Genomic DNA, 20,332 nt, shown 5'->3' with positions numbered 1-20,332 from the left:
TTTTTGTCAGGTTAGACGATATACGACAAGTAGACCTAAAACGTTAGCTGGGAAGGACCTTTATAGTCTTGCCAAAGCTTTATTTAATGTGAAAACAATGGATCAAGCCTTTATATGGATTAATGAGCTTTCAGCGTGGCGAATGACATATTCTGATTTTTTACGAGAAATGACGATTGATGAATTCGGAAACAAACGCTCTACACATGAGCGTTTGCTTAAGGCTGAATCATCATTATGGCGTCTGATTAGGCAACAAACTTTATTTACTTTTTTGGAATGTTTTGATATTACAATACCTACAACAAATAATCGTATTGAAGGTGGAGTAAATGCTCAACTAAGAAGTATGCTACGGGCTCATAGGGGTCTTTCACTTGAAAGAAGACTAAAAGCGGTCTATTGGTGGTGCTATATGCACTCACCAAGACCGCTTTCTATTTCAGATATATTAAATTGTATGCCTACAGATGAATCGATTGCTGCTATCTACAAACGGTTATCTGATTATTGCCAAATAGATCGTTCAATCCCTCAATGGGGTGATGCTCCTGTTTGGAATGAGCTACATATGTCTACAGATTTTCCAACTTATTGGGATTAGTCACACACACTTTTTGTCCTATAACCCAAAAAAGCTAGAGGATAACTGATATGTACTCCCTTTACTGGACAACCAGTAAATGGGGTATATATCATAACCTCTAGCTTTTTTTATTTCTTTAAGCCACTTTTTTTAGCTAATGTTTTAATAACCTTAGCACTTTGTTTTTTCAATTTGCCGCCTGTTTGTTTGAGTTGGATTCTTGTGCGAGATACGCGACCAAGAGTAGTGATTTTAGTTTTACGACGTGGCTTCATGTCTCGTTCGTTGCCAAAGTCACCGCGTTGTACACTCGTTGCTTTTACCTTTTCTGCTCTGAAAGATTTACGCAATGCTTTCATAATCAATGTAAGTGGTAAGGATTGCTCGAAAGAGTACAAATCAACTGCTACATAACCTAATGCAGGATATGTGTGCAATGTAAAGTGAAAGCCTGGTGCAACAGAAAGGAGGGCGATCTCCTCGTCCATAACCTGACAACTGATTTCATCAACATCAAGTTCAGCTAAATCAAATGCAGTAGCTACACTTTCTTGTACAGCTGTAGCGGATGAAATTGCATCTTCGTCACAGGAATATAAATCAATTAACAGTTCTTGTCCTAATGCTTCTGCCATAATAACACCTTCTTTCGGAATATAATATCTCATTTATTATACATAGAATTAAAGATTAAGTCCAATCATAGAACAATGAATTAAAAAAATGAATTAAAAAATAGAATAAAAGTCAAAACTATTTAGTGTGATTTGACTTATTAAATATATATAGAAAAACTCAGGTATAATAAAGCTTTTCCTAATTTTAAAATGTATAAACGTAGATAATAGGTCAAATGTGAGTACTATGAAGTTTGACTTTTATATTGACTAAAGTCAAATAGTCAAATATAATGGAATTGTATCAAAGAACAAATAGTCAAAAACTATAGTAAATATATTTTAAAGGGGTGTTTTTTATGAGTATGATAGCTGATAAAATAGAAAAATTTATATTAGACCGTATGCGTGAAGAACAAGAAAAGCTAATTTTAAAACGTAACGAATTAGCTGATGAACTAAATTGTGCACCATCCCAAATTAGTTACGTATTGAGTACACGCTTTTCTAATGAACGTGGTTTTGATGTTGAATCTAGACGCGGCTTAGGTGGTTATATTCGCATCAAAAAACTAAACCCAGAAAGCTCTGATTCTTTACCTGCCGTAACGACATATCGTATTTATGAAGGTCAAAATACGGTGGAACGATTAATTGATATGCGAGACGTAGATCAATCGTTGTTCCAATTACTTCAATCTGAAAAGATTACTCGTCGTGAAGCTCAATTAATGCATAACTCTTTTGCTACTTTGATTGAAAATGTAGATATTGAAGAGCGCAATGAGGCTGTTCGTCAGCTTTACGCAACAATGGTGGATACACTGCGGAAGGAGTGATGATCGATGTTATGTGATCATTGCCATAAGAATGAAGCGACCATTCATATGACTAATATCGTCAATAATCAAAAGACGGAACAACATCTTTGTGGTACTTGCGCTACCGAGTTACAACAAGAGGGTAAATTATCTCCCTATAGTTCTTTTATGAATGATATGTGGGATAATAGCTTTTTTACCAATGATTTTTTTAAAAACATGGTTTATCCAGATAACTTATTAAAATCTCATCAATCTAAGAGATGTCCTCAGTGTGGTATTACTTATGACGAATTTAATCGAGTAGGTAGGTTTGGCTGCGGTCAATGTTATGAGACTTTTAATAGTGAAATAGATCCCTTATTACAACGTATTCAAGGGAGTTCTGAATATGAAGGAACTGTACCTAGTCGTGGAACTAATGTGTTTAAAGCTAAATATGAAGTGAAGCGATTGCGTCATCAATTAGATACAGCAGTTCAAGCTGAAAAATTTGAAGAGGCTGCTATCTTAAGAGATAAAATTAAAGAATTAGAAGCTATTATCGATGGCGGTAAAGAGTAGGAGGTTCTTATGTTAGATACTATATTGGACTCTCCTTTAAGTCAGTGGTTACGCCACGATACAGAAGCGACAGATCACATTGTAATCTCTAGTCGTATTCGTTTGGCTCGAAACTTTGACGGACTATTATTTACAAATCGTAATGATACATCTGCTTTAGAAAAAGTACATGCAATTTCTAGAGGATTGCTGCAACCTTTGAAAGAGGCAGACGGACATCAATATTCCAATATTAGTCTAGAGCAGTTAAGTCAAAGTGAGCGGGCTGTATTAGTAGAAAAACACCTAATGAGCCCCGCTCTTGAAGAAAAATTACCATATCGTAACTTGGTTGTATCTGATGATGCATCTATTGTAATTATGGTGAATGAAGAGGATCACTTACGGATCCAATCAATGGCTTCTGGACTTCAATTGCAACAGGCTTATGACCATGCAGTGCAAATCGATAAGGCTATCGAGGCAAAGCATCCCTATGCTTTTGATGAACGCTTTGGTTATTTGACGGCATGCCCTACAAATGTAGGAACTGGATTGAGAGCATCTGTAATGTTACACTTGCCGGCCTTAACTATGTCTGGGCGAATTACACGACTCATTCGTAGCATAATTCAATTAGGATACTCTGTACGAGGTTTGTACGGTGAAGGCTCCGAGTCTTTAGGCGCTATTTACCAAATTTCAAATCAACGTACTATGGGAATAAGTGAAGAAGCAACGATTGAACAATTAACCAAGATTGTAGAAGGCATAATTGCAGAAGAGCGTAAATCTCGTCAATCTTTATTACATAATGATAAAGAAGGTTTAGAAGATGTTCTGTGGAGATCCTACGGAGTTCTACAATATGCGCGCCGTGTTAATGGTAAAGAAGCATTAACAAAACTAAGCGATATTCAATTAGGCGTAGATTTAGATATTTTACCACCTTGGGGAAATGATACCTTTAATGAGTTGGTGTCTATAACTCGACCTAATTTCCTTACTAAATATTTAGGTAATGAAGATTTGACAGAGGCCGATCGCGATAGCTATCGAGCTAAAGTAATACGTCAAAAACTTTCAAAATAGTATAAATTTCACAAATACTCTATTGATATTCCAATGGTGTTTCCCATCATTGTTTACATATATTTGAAGAGATACAATTACAATTTACATAGATAGATGAGGTGATATTATGATGCAACGGTTCACAGACGATGCACAGAAAGTCCTTACTTTAGCACAAGAGGCTGCTTTAGAGCTAGGGCACGACTATGTGGGAACTGAACACGTACTCATCGGCCTTACAAAGGTTAAAAATAGTGTAGCAGCTAAGGCTTTAGAAGAGCTTGGTATAGTTACGGAAGATATTTTTGAAGCTGTAGAGGACCATGTAGGTCGCGGTAATAAAAAAGCGACCTCTATATACATGACACCTCGCGTTAAATATGTACTTGAACTGGCAGTTCAAATGGCAAACCGCATGAATCATAATTATGTAGGTACTGAGCATATTCTACTCGGTTTACTAAGTGATGGTAGCGGTGTTGCAGCTGCCATATTACAATCTATGGATGTTAGAACTAATGATGTAGTAGATGCTATTCGTAATATTCTTGGTTCTAATTCTAAGGGCCATAATGATGGTCAAGAAGGCTCCAATGGAGATGGCGAATTAGGTGATTTATCTGATTTTGCCACAGATCTTAATGAGTATGCTAAACAAGGTAAAATTGACCCTGTTATCGGTCGAGATACTGAGATTCAACGGGTTATTCAAATTCTAAGTCGTAGAACTAAAAATAATCCTGTTCTCATCGGTGAGCCAGGGGTAGGTAAAACTGCCATTGCCGAAGGTTTAGCGCAACGTATTGTTACCGGTAATGTACCTGAAATTTTACGGAATAAGAGAATTATTTCGCTTAGCATTGGTGCCATGCTTGCCGGTGCTAAATACCGTGGTGAATTTGAAGAACGGTTGAAAAAAGCTATCGATGAAGTACAACAACATGATGACATGATAATCTTTATCGATGAAATTCATACTTTAGTTGGTGCCGGTGCCACTGAAGGTGCTATGGATGCAGCTAATATTTTGAAGCCTGCTTTAGCACGTGGCGAGTTCCAAGTTATTGGTGCTACAACTCTTGATGAATATAAAAAACACATTGAAAAGGATGCTGCTTTAGAGCGTCGTTTCCAACCTGTTCAAGTAGGAGAACCTAACGAAGAGGATGCTCTTGAAATTCTAAAGGGCTTACGAGATCGCTATGAAGCATTCCATAAGGCTAAAATAACGGATGAAGCGTTAAAAGCAGCTGTGTCCTTATCAAGTAGATATATTACAGACAGATTCTTGCCTGATAAAGCTATTGATGTGGTGGATGAAGCTGCATCTAAGGTGCGTATGCAAGTATTTTCTACAGCACCAGATGTTAAGGCTCTAGAAGAACGTCTAAAGGTAGTCAAAAACGAGAAAGAAGCAGCCGTTACATCCCAAGACTTTGAAAAGGCTGCTAAACTACGCGATGAAGAGAAAACTCTAGTAAAAGACATTAGTGATAAAAAATCTGCAGCAAAAGAAGAAAGTGATCAAAAGTTAGTAGTTACAGAAGATGATATAGCAGCAGTAGTGGCTCAATGGACGGGGATTCCAGTGGCTAAAATAGCAGAAGAAGAATCTGAAACCTTGCTCCACTTGGAAAAAGAGCTTCATAAACGCGTAGTAGGTCAAGATGATGCTGTTACAGCTGTAGCTAAAGCTGTGCGCCGTGCAAGGGCTGGATTAAAGGATCCTAAACGTCCTATTGGGTCATTCTTATTCCTAGGTCCAACAGGGGTAGGTAAAACTGAGTTAGCAAGAGCACTTGCATCCTCCTTGTTCGGCGATGAATCTGCTATGATTCGACTTGATATGTCTGAATATATGGAAAAGCATACTGTATCACGCTTAGTTGGTGCCCCTCCAGGCTATGTGGGCTATGAAGAGGGCGGTCAATTAACAGATGCGGTGCGTCGTAAACCATATAGTGTTATTCTTCTCGATGAAGTAGAGAAAGCACATGCAGATTTCTTTAATATCTTATTACAAGTTCTTGATGATGGTCGCCTTACTGATAGCCAAGGTAGAACTGTAGATTTTAGAAATACAGTTATCATCATGACGAGTAATTTAGGTGCTAAAGCTTTACATAAGAACTCTCCAGAGCTTGGATTCTTAGCTCCTAAAAAATCTGAATCTTCTATAAATCAATCTAATAGTATAGATTTTAAAGAAGCTAAGAAATCTGTTATGGATGCTGTAAAACGTCATTTCAGACCTGAGTTTTTAAATCGTATTGATGAAATGATTGTATTCCAACCATTAACTGAAGAGGACTTACAACAAATTGTCTCTATCTTGATGAGTGATGTTACAAAACGCCTTAAAGAGCGTGAGCTTCAATTAGAAATCACAGCTGAGGCGATGCAATTACTCGTTAAGGAAGGTTCTGATTTTACAATGGGGGCTCGACCACTAAAACGAGCTATTCAACGATTAATTGAGGACCCTGTATCAGACCTTATTTTGAAAGGAGATGCTACAGAAGGAAAAACTATAAAAGCAGATGTCAAGGATAACGAGATCGTTGTCAGCGTATAGAAAAAACACAAAATATACAGTTAATGACTACCTTTCATATAAAAAATATAAGTTAAATGGTATACTATAGGATAATGATAGTTAACCATGTAGTAAAATTATGCATAAAAGGTCATGAATGGTTATCATTCATGACCTTTCTTTCTTAGTAAAATATTTTGAGGCATTATGGCAAAAGCAAAATCAGTATTCTTCTGTCAAAATTGTGGGGCTGAGTCTTCTAAGTGGATGGGTCGTTGCCCACAATGTGGTGAATGGAATACATTAGTTGAAGAAATTATTAAAGAAACTAAACATAGCCGTACACCTTCCCGTGGTGTAGGGAATCAAACGACTAAGCCTACAGCTTTACCAGATATTGAAATTTCGTCTATTGCACGTTTATCTACAACCTTTGGTGAAATTGATCGCGTATTAGGCGGTGGCATAGTACCTGGTGCATTAATGCTTTTAGGTGGCGATCCAGGTATTGGTAAATCTACACTATTATTGCAAGTCTCTCAAAAGGTTGCAGATACTGTAGGTACTGTTCTTTATGCATCCGGGGAAGAGTCTCAGTTACAACTTAAGCTTCGGGCAGAACGACTACATATCAATAGTGAACGTTTACAAGTTATTGCAGATACAGATTTAGATCATATACTTGAGCAAGCTGATGCAATGACGCCATCCTTACTTGTCATTGATTCTATTCAAACCATGTATACTGGTGATATCGATGCTGCTCCAGGCAGTGTTAGTCAAGTTCGAGAATGTACATCTCGACTCCTTCGATTTTGTAAAGAACGCAATATTCCTACGGTTATCATTGGTCATGTTACAAAAGAAGGCAATATTGCAGGCCCACGTATGTTAGAGCATATGGTAGACGTAGTGCTTTACTTTGAAGGGGAACGATCTTATCAGTTCCGCATATTGCGATCCATTAAAAATCGTTTTGGCTCAACATCTGAAACTGGTATTTTCGCTATGGTTGAAGAAGGCTTGCAAGAATTATCCAATCCTTCAGCTTCATTATTGGCAGAACGGTCTGATGAGGAAAGTGGCAGTGCAGTCATGATTTACTTAGAAGGGGTTCGCCCAATCTTAGTAGAGGTGCAAAGTTTGGTGGTTACCACGGCCTTTGGCATGCCTAGACGCACAGCGATTGGTTACGATCTCAATCGATTAATCGTATTATTGGCTGTTTTAGAAAAACGCTGTGGCTTTACATTAGGTAATAAAGACGTGTATGTTAACGTTATTGGTGGACTTAAAGTAAACGAGCCAGCTTGTGACTTGTCTATGGCAGTAGCAATAGTATCTAATTTAAAAAATCGTATTGTTCCTACAGATATGGTTATCTTAGGAGAGGTCGGTTTAACTGGAAATGTTCGAAGCATTCCGCGCATCGAGCAGCGTATAAATGAAGCTAAAAAACTAGGCTTTAAAAAGTTTATTATTCCTGAAGGCAATTATAAGCAAATCAAGGATAATGATAGTTCTATCAAGATTAGAGGCGTCAAATCTATTCAAGAGGCGATGCAGCTCGTGTTTTCTTAATTAGGAGGTGATTTGATGATTTATCGGATTTTACGCTATGTAATAGCCATCCTTGTAGGTACAGCTGCCTATGTAGGGATGGATACATTAGATCCTATTATCGATCCGTATTTAGTTTCTCAGTTTGAAACTATGGGAGATATGTCATTAACAGTTGCACGTATTGCAGTATTAATTGTTGGTACATTGTTAGGTGTTATTATTGGCTATTTGATTTCATCATTTATTTTGAAACAAGGGTTAGTAATTGCAAAACGTTTAGAGCGCTTACTCACGCATATTCCAAATCAAGAATTGATTGCAGGCACCATCGGTTTATTATTCGGTCTTATTATTGCAAATTTAATTGGTGTTGCATTCAATCAAGTGCCTATTATAGGACCTTACATTCCTATTATTCTTAGCGCTATCTTTGGATATAGTGGTCTTAAGCTCATGGCCCGTAAAGGTCCTGAAATGTACAATAACTACGTACAACAATGGGGCGGAGATGGCACTAAAAAAACAAGTCGCTTTAAAATGTTCTCCACCCATAAATCAGATAAAGCTTCTAGTACGCCTAAATTACTAGACACGTCTGTTATCATTGATGGTCGTATTAAAGAACTTTGTAATACAGGCTTTATTGAAGGACCTCTAATGGTTCCACTCTTTGTATTAAACGAGTTACAAATTATTTCGGACTCTGCAGATGCTACAAAACGCAACCGCGGTCGTCGAGGTCTAGATATTTTGAAAGATATGCAAGATGCTAATAAGGTTGCCATTGAAGTTGTAGAAGACGATTATGATGATCTTACAGAAGTCGACTCTAAGTTGATGCGCCTAGCCTTAGACAAGCAATGGAAGTTGATGACTAATGATTTTAACTTGAATAAGGTAGCTCGCGTACAAGGTATTGAAGTACTTAACCTCAATGAATTGGCAAATGTATTGAAACCAGCTCTTATTGCAGGTGAGTGGATTCGCGTACAAGTTATGAAAGAAGGTAAGGAAGTACACCAAGGTGTAGCGTATCTTGATGATGGTACGATGATTGTCGTAGAAGATGGTAAACCTTATGTAGGACAAAATGTTGAGGTTATGGTTACATCTATACTACAAACGAGTGCAGGTCGCATGATCTTTGCTCGTGTAGATGGGGGACAAAATGGACAAGGTAATTAGCTGTATCGTTCTTGCCGCAGGGGCGGGACGCCGTATGGCATATAAAGAGAATAAAATATTTATCCCCCTTGGTCGTTATTCTATTATTCAGCGCACTTTGCAGAATGTTGCTAAATTACAAGGCTTAAGCGAGATTATTCTCGTTGTAGCCGATGGTGAACAAGACTATATGGCTGAACATATTAAGGTCTTGAACCTTACAGTACCAGTTCATATCGTTCTTGGTGGTGCTGAACGTCAAGACTCCGTTGCTTGCGGTCTCAAGGCGGTCGATGAATCTAGTAATATTGTCCTTGTTCATGATGGAGCACGCCCATTAGCCTCTACAGAAATGTTTAGTGCTGTCGCTGAAGCTGCTAACACATATGGTGCTGCCACAGTTGGTGTGCCTGCTACTGATACGATTAAACGTGTTAATACAGAACATACCGTAATTGAAACATTGAAACGTAGTGAGCTATACCAAATTCAAACACCACAAGGCTTTCAAAAAGATTTATTTAAGGTGGCCCATCAAAAGGCTCATGATTTAAACTATTTAGGTACTGATGATGTATCTCTTGTGGAATATTTAGGAAAGCCTGTACATATAGTAGAAGGTGATTACTGCAATATTAAGGTGACAACGCCCAATGATATTGCCGTAGCAAAACGGTATTTAGGAATTGAGGATAAGCGTATGCGCGTTGGATTTGGTTATGATATTCATCAATTAAAAGCAGGCCGTCCATGCATCTTAGGGGGCGTTCAAATTGAATCTGAGCTTGGCCCAGATGGTCATTCCGATGCGGATGTTCTCATTCACGCATTAATGGATGCTATGTTAGGTGCTGCTGGTTTAAGAGATATTGGTTATTACTTCCCACCTGAAGATGACCAATATAAAGGGATTTCTAGTATGCTTTTACTAGAAAAGGTAAATTCCTTATTGAAAGAACGTGGCTTACAAGCCTATAATATTGATATTATGGTTATTTCTGAGACTCCTAAATTAAAACCTCACATTGATACGATGAAGGCTAATTTACAGTCCGTATTGGAAATACCATTAGATCGCATTAGTATTAAAGCGACAACGAATGAAATGCTTGGTGCTATTGGGCGCCGCGAAGGCATTGCTGCACAAGCTGTCGTTTCTGTATATGAAGGAGAGGTATAATCATGAGTTCCATGAAAGTTCGTTTTGCTCCAAGCCCTACGGGTCCATTCCATATTGGTGGCGCTCGTTCTGCTTTATTTAACTGGCTATTAGCACGTAAAGAAGAAGGTACATTTGTATTGCGCATTGAAGATACAGATTTATCTCGTTCTACACGTGAAAGTGAAGAAAATATCAAGGCTTCCTTACAATGGCTTGGTATGAACTGGGATGAAGGCGTAGACGTAGGTGGTGAAAATGGCCCTTACCGTCAAACAGAACGTCTTGAATTATATAAAGAAGTAACACAACGTCTATTAGATGAAGGTCATGCTTACGAGTGTTACTGCTCTGCTGAAGAGTTAGATGCTGTACGCCAAGATCAAATGGATCGTGGTGAAACGCCTAAATATAATGGTCATTGTGATCACTTGGACGAAGAAACAAAGGCCAAATATATTGCAGAAGGTCGTAAACCAACAATTCGTTTACGTGTACCTTTGAACAAAACATATACTTTCGACGATATGGTTCGTGGTCGTGTATCCTTTGAATCTAACGGTGTAGGTGACTTTGTTATCGTTAAATCCGATGGTATTCCTGTATATAACTTTGCAGTAGTAATGGACGATCACATGATGGGCATTACTCATGTTATTCGCGCAGAGGAACATTTATCTAATACACCACGCCAAATGGCTATTTACGAAGCGCTTGGTTGGGACATTCCTACATTTGGTCATATTTCTTTGATTCTCGGTAAAGATTACAAGAAAATGTCCAAACGTCATGGTGCAACATCTGTTGAACAATACAAACAATTGGGGTACTTGCCAGAAGCACTTGTAAACTTCTTAGCACTTCTTGGTTGGGCGCCAGAAGGGGAAGAAGAGTTCTTCACACCAGATGAATTGATTCAAGCCTTCTCTATGGATCGTGTAGCTAAGAACCCAGCAGTGTTTGATATTGATAAACTAAACCATATCAACTTCCACTATATGAAAAATTTGAGCGACGAAGATTTATTCCATCTTTGCTTGCCACATTTGAAAGAGGTTGGTTTGGCTTCAGATAGCTTAAATCAAGCTGATATCGATTGGTTGACATTGTTATGTTCTACATTCCGCGACCATATTAGCTATGGTGCTCAAATTAAAGATCACGTAGGCATGTTCATGGGCGAAACCGTATTCCTTGAAGAAGGTCACGAAGAGGAATTGCGTGCTGTGTTGAATGAAGAAACAGCTCCTACAGTTCTCAGTGCTTTCCGCAATGCATTAGCTGAACTTGATGAAATTACACCTGAAGTTGTAAAAGCAACTATTAAGGCAGTCATGAAAGAAACTGCTTTGAAAGGTAAGTTTGTATTTATGCCAATTCGCGTTGCTTTAACAGGTCAAATGCATGGTCCTGATTTGAACAACATCGTTACCTTGCTTGGTAAAGAAAAATGCTTACATAATTTAGATAATGTAGGTGCTTTAACAAAATAATCTTTATAGACAATTGGAGAGAGCTCTCATAACGTAGTTATGGGAGCTCTTTTTGTATATGTTGTGATTATTCTATGGAAATGTTATAATAGGCGGCGTATTTTTATTTTATATATTATGAAAGTGAGTGTTTTTATGAGTGTTATTCGTTCTATTAACCACTTATTCAATAGTTATCTATCTTGGATCGTACTATTGATGGCTGTATTAGCATATATGCTTCCTACAGTATTTTCTTGGATGACGCCTTACATTGCGTACATGTTACAATTCGTTATGTTTGCCATGGGTTTAACTTTGACAGCACAAGTATTCCTTGATGTGTTTAAACAACCAATGAAGGTTATCCTCGTATCTGTTATCCAGTTCTTATGGATGCCTTTGGCAGGCTTCTTGGTAGCTTTAGGATTTAATTTCCCGCCAGAAATTGGTATTGGTTTTATTTTATTAGGTGCTTGTCCAGGTGGTACAGCATCTAATGTTATGACATTCCTTGCCAATGGTAATGTGCCATTATCTGTATCTGCAACAACTGTATCTACGTTGTTAGCTCCAATTTTAACACCTTTATTTGTTGTGTTATATGCAGGTGCTACATCCTCTATTGATATTCAATTCATGCCGATGTTTATGTCTATCGTAAAAATCGTATTAGTACCGATCATTTTAGGTATCGTATTGAATTACTTCATCGGATCTAAAATTGAACCTGTTAAAGATGTATGTCCAACAATTGCTGCTATTGCAGTATTGCTCATTTTGGCTGCTGTTACAGCGGTGAACCAAAAACAAATTGCTGAAACAGGATTTATCATCTTTGTTGCTTGTTTAGTACAAAATGTAAGTGGTTATATTGTAACGTACTTTGTATGTAAAGCATTAAGCATTGATGTTTCTTCTCGTCGCGCAATGCAAATCGAAGTAGCGATGCAAAACTCTGCATTGTCCGTATCTCTTGCACTTAAACATTTTACACCACAAGCTGCGGTAGCAGGTGCAGTGTTCTCTATTATTCATAACTTTACAGGCTCTATTTTCGCAGGTATTTGCCGTAAACATGACGATCAAGAGAAGTTGGAAAACGCTTAGTTTTAATTGATATAGATTATATCAATTACTATTAACATATCAATTACTATTAACGTGTTTTATATAAATGTTATTGTTGATAGTGATAATAGCAGTCAAATATATTGATTATATTAATCCTCATCATTTGAAAATTAATTACTTAAAAACCTATGTATAATAGGGTAATAATTAATTTGGAATGGTGAGGATTTTTCTTATGAATATTGACTTTCTATAGCATTATTTGGTAAAATAACTCTATATCTAAATATAGATAAAATCAAAAGCTAGGACTGAAAGAAGTACTCTACAACTAACTTTTTAGCGAGAACCGATGGTGGGAGGGTTCATGGATAGGTAGACGAAATGCATTCACGAGCTGACACTCCGATTATAGGTAGGTTTGTCCGGTGACGCGCCGTTATGCGATGAGTGGGTGCCACTGCTGGTACCTAACAGAGTGGAACCGCGGACCATCGTCTCTGTATGAGATGAGAGGTCTTTTTTATTTACAAAAATGGAGGCATCGGTAACGATGAGAGAAATTACAGTTTATAATACTATGACACGCCAAAAAGAGGTATTCAATCCTGTTATACCAGGTGAGGCAAAAATGTATGTATGTGGTGTTACACCATATAATCATCCTCATATTGGCAACGCACGTCCTTTCGTAACGTGGGACGTAATTCGTCGATACATGAAACATGTAGGTTATAAAGTAACTTATGTACAAAACTTTACTGATGTAGATGATAAAATCATCAATACATCTAATGGTGAAGGTGTATCTTGGGATACTATTGCAAACCGTTATATCGATAGTTATTTTGAAGTAATGGACGCTCTTGGCGTTCAACGGGCTGATATTTATCCACGTGTTTCTACGCATATCGAAGATATCATCGCGATGATCAATACATTGATTGAAAAAGGCTATGCTTACGAACTCGATGGCGATGTGTACTATAGTGTCGATAAATTTGAACATTATGGCGAATTGTCTGGCCGTACATTAGACGATATGGAAGCAGGCGCTCGTATTGAAGTAGACGGTCGCAAGAAAAATCCTATGGACTTTGCATTGTGGAAAGCGGCAAAACCAGGTGAACCTTACTGGGAAAGCCCATGGGGCAATGGTCGTCCAGGTTGGCATATCGAGTGTTCAGCTATGAGCCAAAAATACTTAGGTACAGAATTCGATTTCCATGGTGGTGGTAGTGACTTGATCTTCCCACATCATGAAAATGAAATCGCTCAATCTGAAGGTTGTTCTGGCCAACATCCAGCAGTTCGTTACTGGTTGCACAATGGCTTTATTACGATCAACTCTGAAAAAATGTCTAAATCCTTGAATAACTTCTTCTTGGTAAAAGATATTTTAGAACAATATAGCCCTGACGCTTTACGTTACTTCTTGTTGAGCACGCATTATCGCAGTCCATTGGATTTCTCTGATGAGCGCTTAGAAGAAGCAAATAAATCTTTAGAACGTTTAAGCACAGCTATTGAAAACCTTCTTTACCTTGAAAAATGTGAACCAGGTCAATGCGAAGATGCACAACGTTTGTTGGAGAAAGCTAAAACCTTTGAAGAAGAATTTGAAGTGGCTATGAGTGATGACTTCAATACGGCATTGGCTACATCAAGCATGTTTGGCCTTGCAAAAGAAATCAATATTTACTACCAAGCAATGACTAGCAAAGAAGGTGTTGTTTGCCAAGAAGCTATTGCGGAAGTTAAACGTATCTTCAAATTCATGACAGATGTAATCGGCGTTCTCGAAAAAGCATGGGAAGGCAATACTGGCGCTAACGCTGCTGAATACGAAGAATTAATGCAAGTTATCTTGTCTGTACGTCAAGCGTGCCGTGAACAAAAACAATGGGCATTAGCTGATTGCATCCGCGATCGCTTGTCTGAAATCGGTATTACTATTGAGGATTCTCCTCAAGGTGCACGGTGGAAAAAACGTGAAGTTTAAACAATTTCAATTCTTAAAGAATGAAGCGATAAAAAAACTGACGGCTCTTGAACAAGAGCCGCTTCGTTTGCGCAATCGAACTGTAGAGGAATGCCTTAGTGCTGATGCAGTCATGCTTGCCTATATTGGTGACGCAGTGTACTCCATGTATGTGCGTGAGCGAGTTGTGCAAATGAATATTACGAAGGTACAAGTATTACACACCATTGTTACTGAATTTATTTGTGCTAAGTCACAAGCGAAAGTGTTGCTTGCGATAGAAGATACTTTTACAGAACAAGAGCAAGCTATTGCTAGACGTGCTAGAAATAGTAATGTCAATGTACCAAAGAGCAGTACTGTTCAAGAATATCGCAGTAGTACGGCATTTGAAGCTGTACTAGGTTTTCTTTATGAAACGCGTCAAGATGAGCGCTTACAACATATTATGGGGCAAGCCTTTTCTATAACTCTTCGAGGTATGTAGTATGGATAATTATATTGTAGGCCGCAATGCGGTTAAAGAAGCCCTTAAAAGTGGTCGTTCAATTCAACGTATTATGGTCAGCGAAGATAAGGTGAAAACTGGTTTAGCTGATATCGTTGGCCTTGCTAAATCCCAAGGTATTGAAGTTAGACCTACACCTATTAAACAAATGAACAAGTATGACTTAGATGTACCACATCAGGGGGTTATTGCCCTAGTATCGGCGGTACAATTTAAGGAATTGGGCGAAGTTTTACAAGAAACTACACATGAAGTACCTTTGCTCATTTTAACAGATGGTGTAGAGGATCCTCATAATATGGGGGCTATCATTCGTACTGCAGAATGTGTAGGGGCTACGGCTGTACTCATTCCTAAGCGTCATAATGCACCTATTAATGCGACAGTTGCTAAAACTTCTGCTGGGGCTATTGAACAAATTCCCCTAGTACAAGTGGGCAACGTAGCTCAAACTATTAAGCAACTACAAAAACAAGGTTTTTGGGTAATGGGTGCCCATATGGAAGGTGATCGTACCTTGTATGAGGCGGATATGACGATTCCTACGGTTATCGTCATTGGTAACGAAGGAAAGGGGCTTAGTCGCGTTGTAAAAGAGGCTTGTGACTTCCTTGTAACAATCCCTATGTATGGAAATTTAAATTCCTTAAATGCATCAGTTGCAGCTGCTGTTCTCATGTATGAGGCGGTACGTCAACGCCAAGCGAAATAACTATGTTAAAAGATATCTTAATTGTAGATGGCTATAATGTGATCTTCGCCTGGACTCATCTAAAGAAATTAGCACATGAATCATTAGAGCATGCTCGAATGGAATTGAGAGATAAGTTATTAAATTACGGAAAATTCAAGGGATATGAAGTAATCCTTGTATTTGACGGTAAATATACGAAATCTGGTGGTTCAGTTGAAGTTATTACTAATGGTTTTATAGAGGTCTATACTGACGATGGAGAAACGGCAGATTCCTTTATAGAACGTGAGGTATTTTTGCGTAAAGGCAAATATACCAATGTATATGTTGTGACTTCTGACGGGGCAGAACAGAATCAAATTCTTGGATCTGGCGGGTTGCGAATCTCTGCACGAGAGCTACAGAATATGATTCGTCTCGCTAAGGAAGAGGAACGACAGCAATATGCTCATGAACATAGACGAGATCAATTTAGCTTGCGACGTAATGAAGTAGGAGGCTTATTATCTCCTGAAGTGGCTGAAAAGCTAGAGAAATTGCGACGAGGCCATTGATAGTTGAAAATCAAATACACTTCCAGTATAATAAATATATTGGTTTTTCTCGCTCAATTGTAAGGAGGAGCTTATGAAATTAATTCATACACGCAAGTCCGATTACAATTTCAAGGAAATGACCGATGAGCAAGTTGTGGTCATAGCTCAAGAAGAGCAAAATGTGTTTGCAATCGATTATATTGTAAATAAATATAAGAACTTTGTTCGAGCTAAGGCCCGTTCCTATTTTTTAGTAGGTGCGGATCGAGAGGACATTATCCAAGAAGGTATGATTGGACTCTACAAGGCGACGCGCGATTTTAAACATGATAAATTAGCGTCTTTCAGAGCCTTTGCAGAATTGTGTATAACTAGACAAATTATTACGGCCATTAAATCGGCTACAAGACAAAAACATGCGCCTTTAAATTCCTATATATCTCTTAATAAACCGGTATATACAGAGGAATCAGAGCGTACATTGATCGAAATGCTATCCTCCGCAAAGGTTACAAACCCGGAGGACCTCATTATCAGTAAAGAGGAATTGGATGATATTGAGCGCAATATCGGTCATATTTTAAGTGATCTCGAGTGGGAGGTCTTGGAAGGATATCTAGATGGACGTTCTTATCAAGAAATGGCTGAGGTCACAGATCGCAGTGTTAAATCTATCGACAATGCACTGCAAAGGGTTAAACGTAAATTAGAGAAGTATTTAGAACATCGTGTATTGGGTTCGCCTAGAGCCTCACAGGAAGGATGACAGTCGTGACAAATTTTTTAATGATCCTAGAAGTAATCGTATCAATTTTATTAATCGTAGTAGTTGTGGCACAAAATAGCAAAAGCTCTGGCATGGGCGGTGCTGTTTCTGGTGCGGCAGACTCCTCTTTTGGTGGTAAGGCCCGTGGTGTAGACGGTTTCTTATCTAGATGTACAATTATTTTAGGGATTATCTTTGCTGTGTTGAGCTTAGTATTAGGGGCAATGATTAATCAATTCTAATGATGAAAGCCTGCTTTGCAGGCTTTTTCTTTTTACATCCTAAGGAGGTGAAAATTTGAAGAAAAAAGTATTGGACTTTTATAAATCTATCCAACCACATGCATATCATATTGAAGATGCAGCAATGGATAATCATATTCGAGGTGGTAAAGACCTAGAAATGTTTATTCGCTCTGCTAAAATGCTTGCTCGGGAAGGTGTATTAACTTGTACGCGCCCCGATGTATATCAATATGAAGAGCAGCAGTATGAAGAATATGAAGGGATTTACAAAGGATATCGTAAATCTTACGGCTTTGTTATCATGCTCGATGATGAAGATATTTATGTGGCTGAACAAAATAAGGGCACTGCCATGCATAACGACAAAGTGCGTGTTCGCGTAGTGCCATCTGACTATACAAAACATAAACGAGAAGGTATTATTGTTGATGTTATTGAGCGTGCTAATGAAACTGTAGTTGGCACCTATGATAGACAACAACACTTTGGCTTTGTTGTGCCTGATGATGAACGTATCGGTACAGATATATTTGTAGATTTGAAAAATACTTTAGATGCTCGTAGTGGCGCTAAAGTATTAGTTAAAATTACAAAATGGCCTGAAGGCGATAAAAAGCCAGAAGGTATTATAACAGAAGTTCTAGGCTATAAAGGCGATGTGGGCCTTGATATTAACTGCATCATGGCGAATCATAAGATTCCTTTTGATTTCCCTGATGAGGTTATTAAGGCTAGTAAGAAAATCGATACTGTTATCCATGAAGACCCAAAACGTTGGGACCTTCGAGATTTACAAATGGTTACTATTGATGGTGAGGATGCAAAAGATCTTGATGATGCTGTGAGTGGTCGTAAATTACCGAATGGTAATTACGAATTAGGCGTACATATTGCGGACGTAAGCCACTATGTAACATCTGGGCAGCCTATCGATAATGAGGCCTATAAGCGGGGGACATCTGTTTATTTAGTAGACCGTGTAGTACCGATGTTACCTGAGGTATTATCAAACGGTATTTGTAGCTTAAATGCTCATGAAGACCGTTATGCTATGACCTGTATAATGGAAATTGATGATTCTGGTACTGTCGTTAATTATCGTATTAGACCATCTATTATCCATGTTGGACGACGTTGTAGTTATAAAGAAGTATATAAGGCACTAGAAGAAAACATTATTCCCGATGATTTACAAGACTTTATGCCTATGTTACGGGACTTAGCAGAAATTTCGAAAATTTTAAATCGCATGCGCCGTCGTAGAGGTGCCTTAGACTTTGATTTCCCTGAATATAAGGTTTTGCTTGACCTAGATGGTACGCCGTTACGTATCGTTAAACGAGATCGCACAATGGCAGAGCGCCTTATCGAAGAATGTATGCTTATCGCCAATGAAACGGTAGCGACTCATTTGAAAAATACACATCGCACTTCGGTATATCGTATTCATGAAAGTCCAAGTGAAGAAAAGTTAGATTTATTCCAAAAGGTACTAAATTACTTAGGTCAAAATCTCGTTCTTAGTGTCGATGGCGTAACACCTCGAGATTTCCAAAAAATCTTAGATGTGGTGAAGGGGCAGGATATTGAGCAAGTAGCTCAGATTATGACCTTACGATCTATGCAACAAGCAAAATACAGCATAGAAAATGCAGGACATTTTGGTTTAGCATCTACATGTTATACCCATTTTACATCTCCAATCCGACGTTATCCAGATTTGATGGTTCATCGTCTTTTAAAAGCAGATATGCATTGGAAAAATGGATATTCCAAGCGAGATGTAGAGGACGCTTTTTTAGCTGGTGCTGTTGAACATTCCTCTATTCAAGAGCAAGTGGCAACAGAGGCTGAACGAGAAACTACAGACCTTAAAAAGACTCAATATATGGTTCCATTCGTTGGCGAAGTCTTTGAAGGCAGTATTGCAAGTATTACATCCTTTGGTATGTTTGTTGAGTTAGAAAACGGCATCGATGGCCTCGTGCATATTAGCATGATGAACGATGATTACTATTTCTTTGACGAAGAACATTTTGTTCTCGTTGGCAAACGTACAGGTAAAACATATCATCTAGGTGATAAGGTTACTGTTACCCTTGTAAAAGCCGATGTAGAAAAGAAACAAATTGACTTTGTTCTAGGTGAAGTAGATAATTTGATGGCTATCCAAGAACAATTGCGCAATGGTTCCGATTATGCTTCTAGTCGAGATAGCTTTGGTAGTCGTAAAGATCGCAAATCCTCAAGTAAGAGAGGTAAAAAATCTTCACGACGCGATGACAATAAAACTGGTCGTTCTCGTTATGATGCTTTCAGTAAAAAATCTGGCAAAGGCAAATCAACCCGTAAGAAGTCGAATAAATCCACAAAATGTAGTCAATCTAAGAAATCTAAAAGTAAACGTAAACGATAGAGGTAAATATGGCAAAGAAATCAAGTCCATCCCTTATTGCTGACAATCGTAAAGCGCGTCATGATTTTCATATTCATGAAACCTATGAAGCAGGTATTGCTTTAACAGGTACTGAAATTAAATCTATCCGTCAAGGTAAGCTTAATCTGAAAGATAGTTTTTGTCGTATAGATAAAGGGGAAATTTTGTTGTATGGCGTTCATATTAGTCCCTATGAACAAGGCAACCGTTTTAATCATGAGCCAGAGCGTACACGTAAATTGTTGATGCATAAAGCTGAAATCAATAAATTACATGCTCAAGTGAAGGAAAAGGGTTTCTCTCTAGTGCCGCTTAACTTCCATTTTAGCCATGGCTATGTGAAGGTTACAGTAGGCCTTGTAACAGGTAAGAAGTTATACGATAAACGTCAAGATATGGCAGAACGCGATGCTAAGCGTGACATAGCTAAACGAATTAAAGAGCAGCAAAAATATTAAATTAAAAAGATCGAGTCATGATGGCTCGATTTTTTTGTGATATTTGTCAACTTATTCTGTATTTTTAGTTGATAAATATGTATATTGAATTTATAATG

Annotated in this window: 18 protein-coding genes, 1 pseudogene and 1 other annotated feature; of the genes and pseudogenes, 18 read left to right on the top strand and 1 reads right to left on the bottom strand. The window is 38.1% G+C overall.

Going from position 1 to position 20,332, the window contains the following annotated elements; genetic code table 11:
- Nucleotides 1–604: pseudogene (locus VRHSUH09_RS01935) on the top strand (IS256-like element ISVat1 family transposase); the annotation flags it as partial.
- 110 nt (nt 605–714) lie between these two features.
- On the opposite strand, the gene VRHSUH09_RS01930 reads toward VRHSUH09_RS01935, so the two are convergent.
- Nucleotides 715–1,221, bottom strand: coding sequence for an S-adenosylmethionine decarboxylase family protein (locus VRHSUH09_RS01930; RefSeq protein ID WP_009351352.1), 507 nt, complete (start codon nt 1,219–1,221; stop codon nt 715–717).
- 341 nt (nt 1,222–1,562) lie between these two features.
- On the opposite strand from VRHSUH09_RS01930, the gene VRHSUH09_RS01925 reads away from it, so the two are divergent.
- The 17 genes from VRHSUH09_RS01925 (at nt 1,563) to smpB (ending at nt 20,234) form a co-directional block, all read left to right on the top strand.
- On the top strand, nt 1,563–2,042 hold the full coding sequence (locus tag VRHSUH09_RS01925) for a CtsR family transcriptional regulator (protein ID WP_054747582.1): 480 nt from the start codon (nt 1,563–1,565) through the stop codon (nt 2,040–2,042).
- A gap of 6 nt (nt 2,043–2,048) precedes the next feature.
- Entirely contained in the window at nt 2,049–2,588 is a 540-nt protein-coding gene (locus VRHSUH09_RS01920; RefSeq protein WP_054747584.1) for a UvrB/UvrC motif-containing protein, read from the top strand.
- Between the two features lie 9 nt (nt 2,589–2,597).
- The gene (locus tag VRHSUH09_RS01915) at nt 2,598–3,659 is read left to right on the top strand and encodes a protein arginine kinase (RefSeq protein ID WP_105081217.1); all 1,062 of its coding nucleotides are present in this window, start codon (nt 2,598–2,600) and stop codon (nt 3,657–3,659) included.
- 109 nt (nt 3,660–3,768) lie between these two features.
- Nucleotides 3,769–6,216 (top strand): ATP-dependent Clp protease ATP-binding subunit, encoded by a 2,448-nt coding sequence (locus tag VRHSUH09_RS01910; RefSeq protein ID WP_105081216.1) that lies wholly within the window; start codon nt 3,769–3,771, stop codon nt 6,214–6,216.
- Nucleotides 6,217–6,384: 168 nt separating this feature from the next.
- Nucleotides 6,385–7,758, top strand: coding sequence for a DNA repair protein RadA (gene radA / locus VRHSUH09_RS01905; RefSeq protein ID WP_105081215.1), 1,374 nt, complete (start codon nt 6,385–6,387; stop codon nt 7,756–7,758).
- 15 nt (nt 7,759–7,773) lie between these two features.
- The gene (locus VRHSUH09_RS01900; protein ID WP_009351353.1) at nt 7,774–8,925 is read left to right on the top strand and encodes a PIN/TRAM domain-containing protein; all 1,152 of its coding nucleotides are present in this window, start codon (nt 7,774–7,776) and stop codon (nt 8,923–8,925) included.
- Nucleotides 8,909–10,084 carry a 2-C-methyl-D-erythritol 4-phosphate cytidylyltransferase gene (gene ispD / locus VRHSUH09_RS01895; protein WP_105081214.1) on the top strand — a complete coding sequence of 392 codons (1,176 nt, stop codon included), beginning with the start codon at nt 8,909–8,911 and terminating at the stop codon, nt 10,082–10,084. Before VRHSUH09_RS01900 ends, ispD begins: the two co-directional genes overlap by 17 nt.
- 2 nt (nt 10,085–10,086) lie before the next feature.
- Nucleotides 10,087–11,556, top strand: a complete 1,470-nt coding sequence (gltX, locus tag VRHSUH09_RS01890) for a glutamate--tRNA ligase (protein WP_105081213.1) — start codon at nt 10,087–10,089, stop codon at nt 11,554–11,556.
- 135 nt (nt 11,557–11,691) lie between these two features.
- Nucleotides 11,692–12,645 (top strand): bile acid:sodium symporter family protein, encoded by a 954-nt coding sequence (locus tag VRHSUH09_RS01885; protein ID WP_245875975.1) that lies wholly within the window; start codon nt 11,692–11,694, stop codon nt 12,643–12,645.
- A 262-nt stretch (nt 12,646–12,907) separates the two neighbouring features.
- Nucleotides 12,908–13,114 (top strand) — a binding site (T-box leader).
- Between the two features lie 48 nt (nt 13,115–13,162).
- Complete coding sequence (gene cysS / locus VRHSUH09_RS01880; RefSeq protein WP_105081212.1) at nt 13,163–14,611, top strand: cysteine--tRNA ligase; 1,449 nt, start codon at nt 13,163–13,165, stop codon at nt 14,609–14,611.
- The gene (locus VRHSUH09_RS01875) at nt 14,601–15,077 is read left to right on the top strand and encodes a Mini-ribonuclease 3 (protein WP_054747591.1); all 477 of its coding nucleotides are present in this window, start codon (nt 14,601–14,603) and stop codon (nt 15,075–15,077) included. The genes cysS and VRHSUH09_RS01875 overlap by 11 nt, the downstream gene beginning before the upstream one ends.
- A 1-nt stretch (nt 15,078) precedes the next feature.
- Complete coding sequence (gene rlmB / locus VRHSUH09_RS01870) at nt 15,079–15,810, top strand: 23S rRNA (guanosine(2251)-2'-O)-methyltransferase RlmB (protein ID WP_105081211.1); 732 nt, start codon at nt 15,079–15,081, stop codon at nt 15,808–15,810.
- Nucleotides 15,811–15,812: 2 nt separating this feature from the next.
- Nucleotides 15,813–16,346, top strand: coding sequence for an NYN domain-containing protein (locus VRHSUH09_RS01865; RefSeq protein WP_105081210.1), 534 nt, complete (start codon nt 15,813–15,815; stop codon nt 16,344–16,346).
- 73 nt (nt 16,347–16,419) lie between these two features.
- A complete protein-coding gene (gene sigH / locus VRHSUH09_RS01860; RefSeq protein ID WP_024066834.1) occupies nt 16,420–17,094 on the top strand; it encodes an RNA polymerase sporulation sigma factor SigH in 675 nt (224 codons plus the stop codon).
- A 5-nt stretch (nt 17,095–17,099) separates the two neighbouring features.
- Nucleotides 17,100–17,336, top strand: coding sequence for a preprotein translocase subunit SecG (gene secG / locus VRHSUH09_RS01855; protein ID WP_009351331.1), 237 nt, complete (start codon nt 17,100–17,102; stop codon nt 17,334–17,336).
- A gap of 55 nt (nt 17,337–17,391) precedes the next feature.
- Nucleotides 17,392–19,755, top strand: coding sequence for a ribonuclease R (rnr, locus tag VRHSUH09_RS01850; protein ID WP_105081209.1), 2,364 nt, complete (start codon nt 17,392–17,394; stop codon nt 19,753–19,755).
- An 8-nt stretch (nt 19,756–19,763) separates the two neighbouring features.
- Nucleotides 19,764–20,234, top strand: coding sequence for an SsrA-binding protein SmpB (gene smpB / locus VRHSUH09_RS01845; protein ID WP_009351369.1), 471 nt, complete (start codon nt 19,764–19,766; stop codon nt 20,232–20,234).
- Nucleotides 20,235–20,332: the final 98 nt, after the last annotated feature.

Origin of the sequence: Veillonella rogosae JCM 15642 (assembly GCF_002959775.1) — a bacterium.
Lineage (GTDB): Bacteria > Bacillota > Negativicutes > Veillonellales > Veillonellaceae > Veillonella > Veillonella rogosae.
The sequence above is the reverse complement of the archived record's forward strand: the minus strand, read 5'-3'. Positions and strand labels throughout refer to the sequence as shown.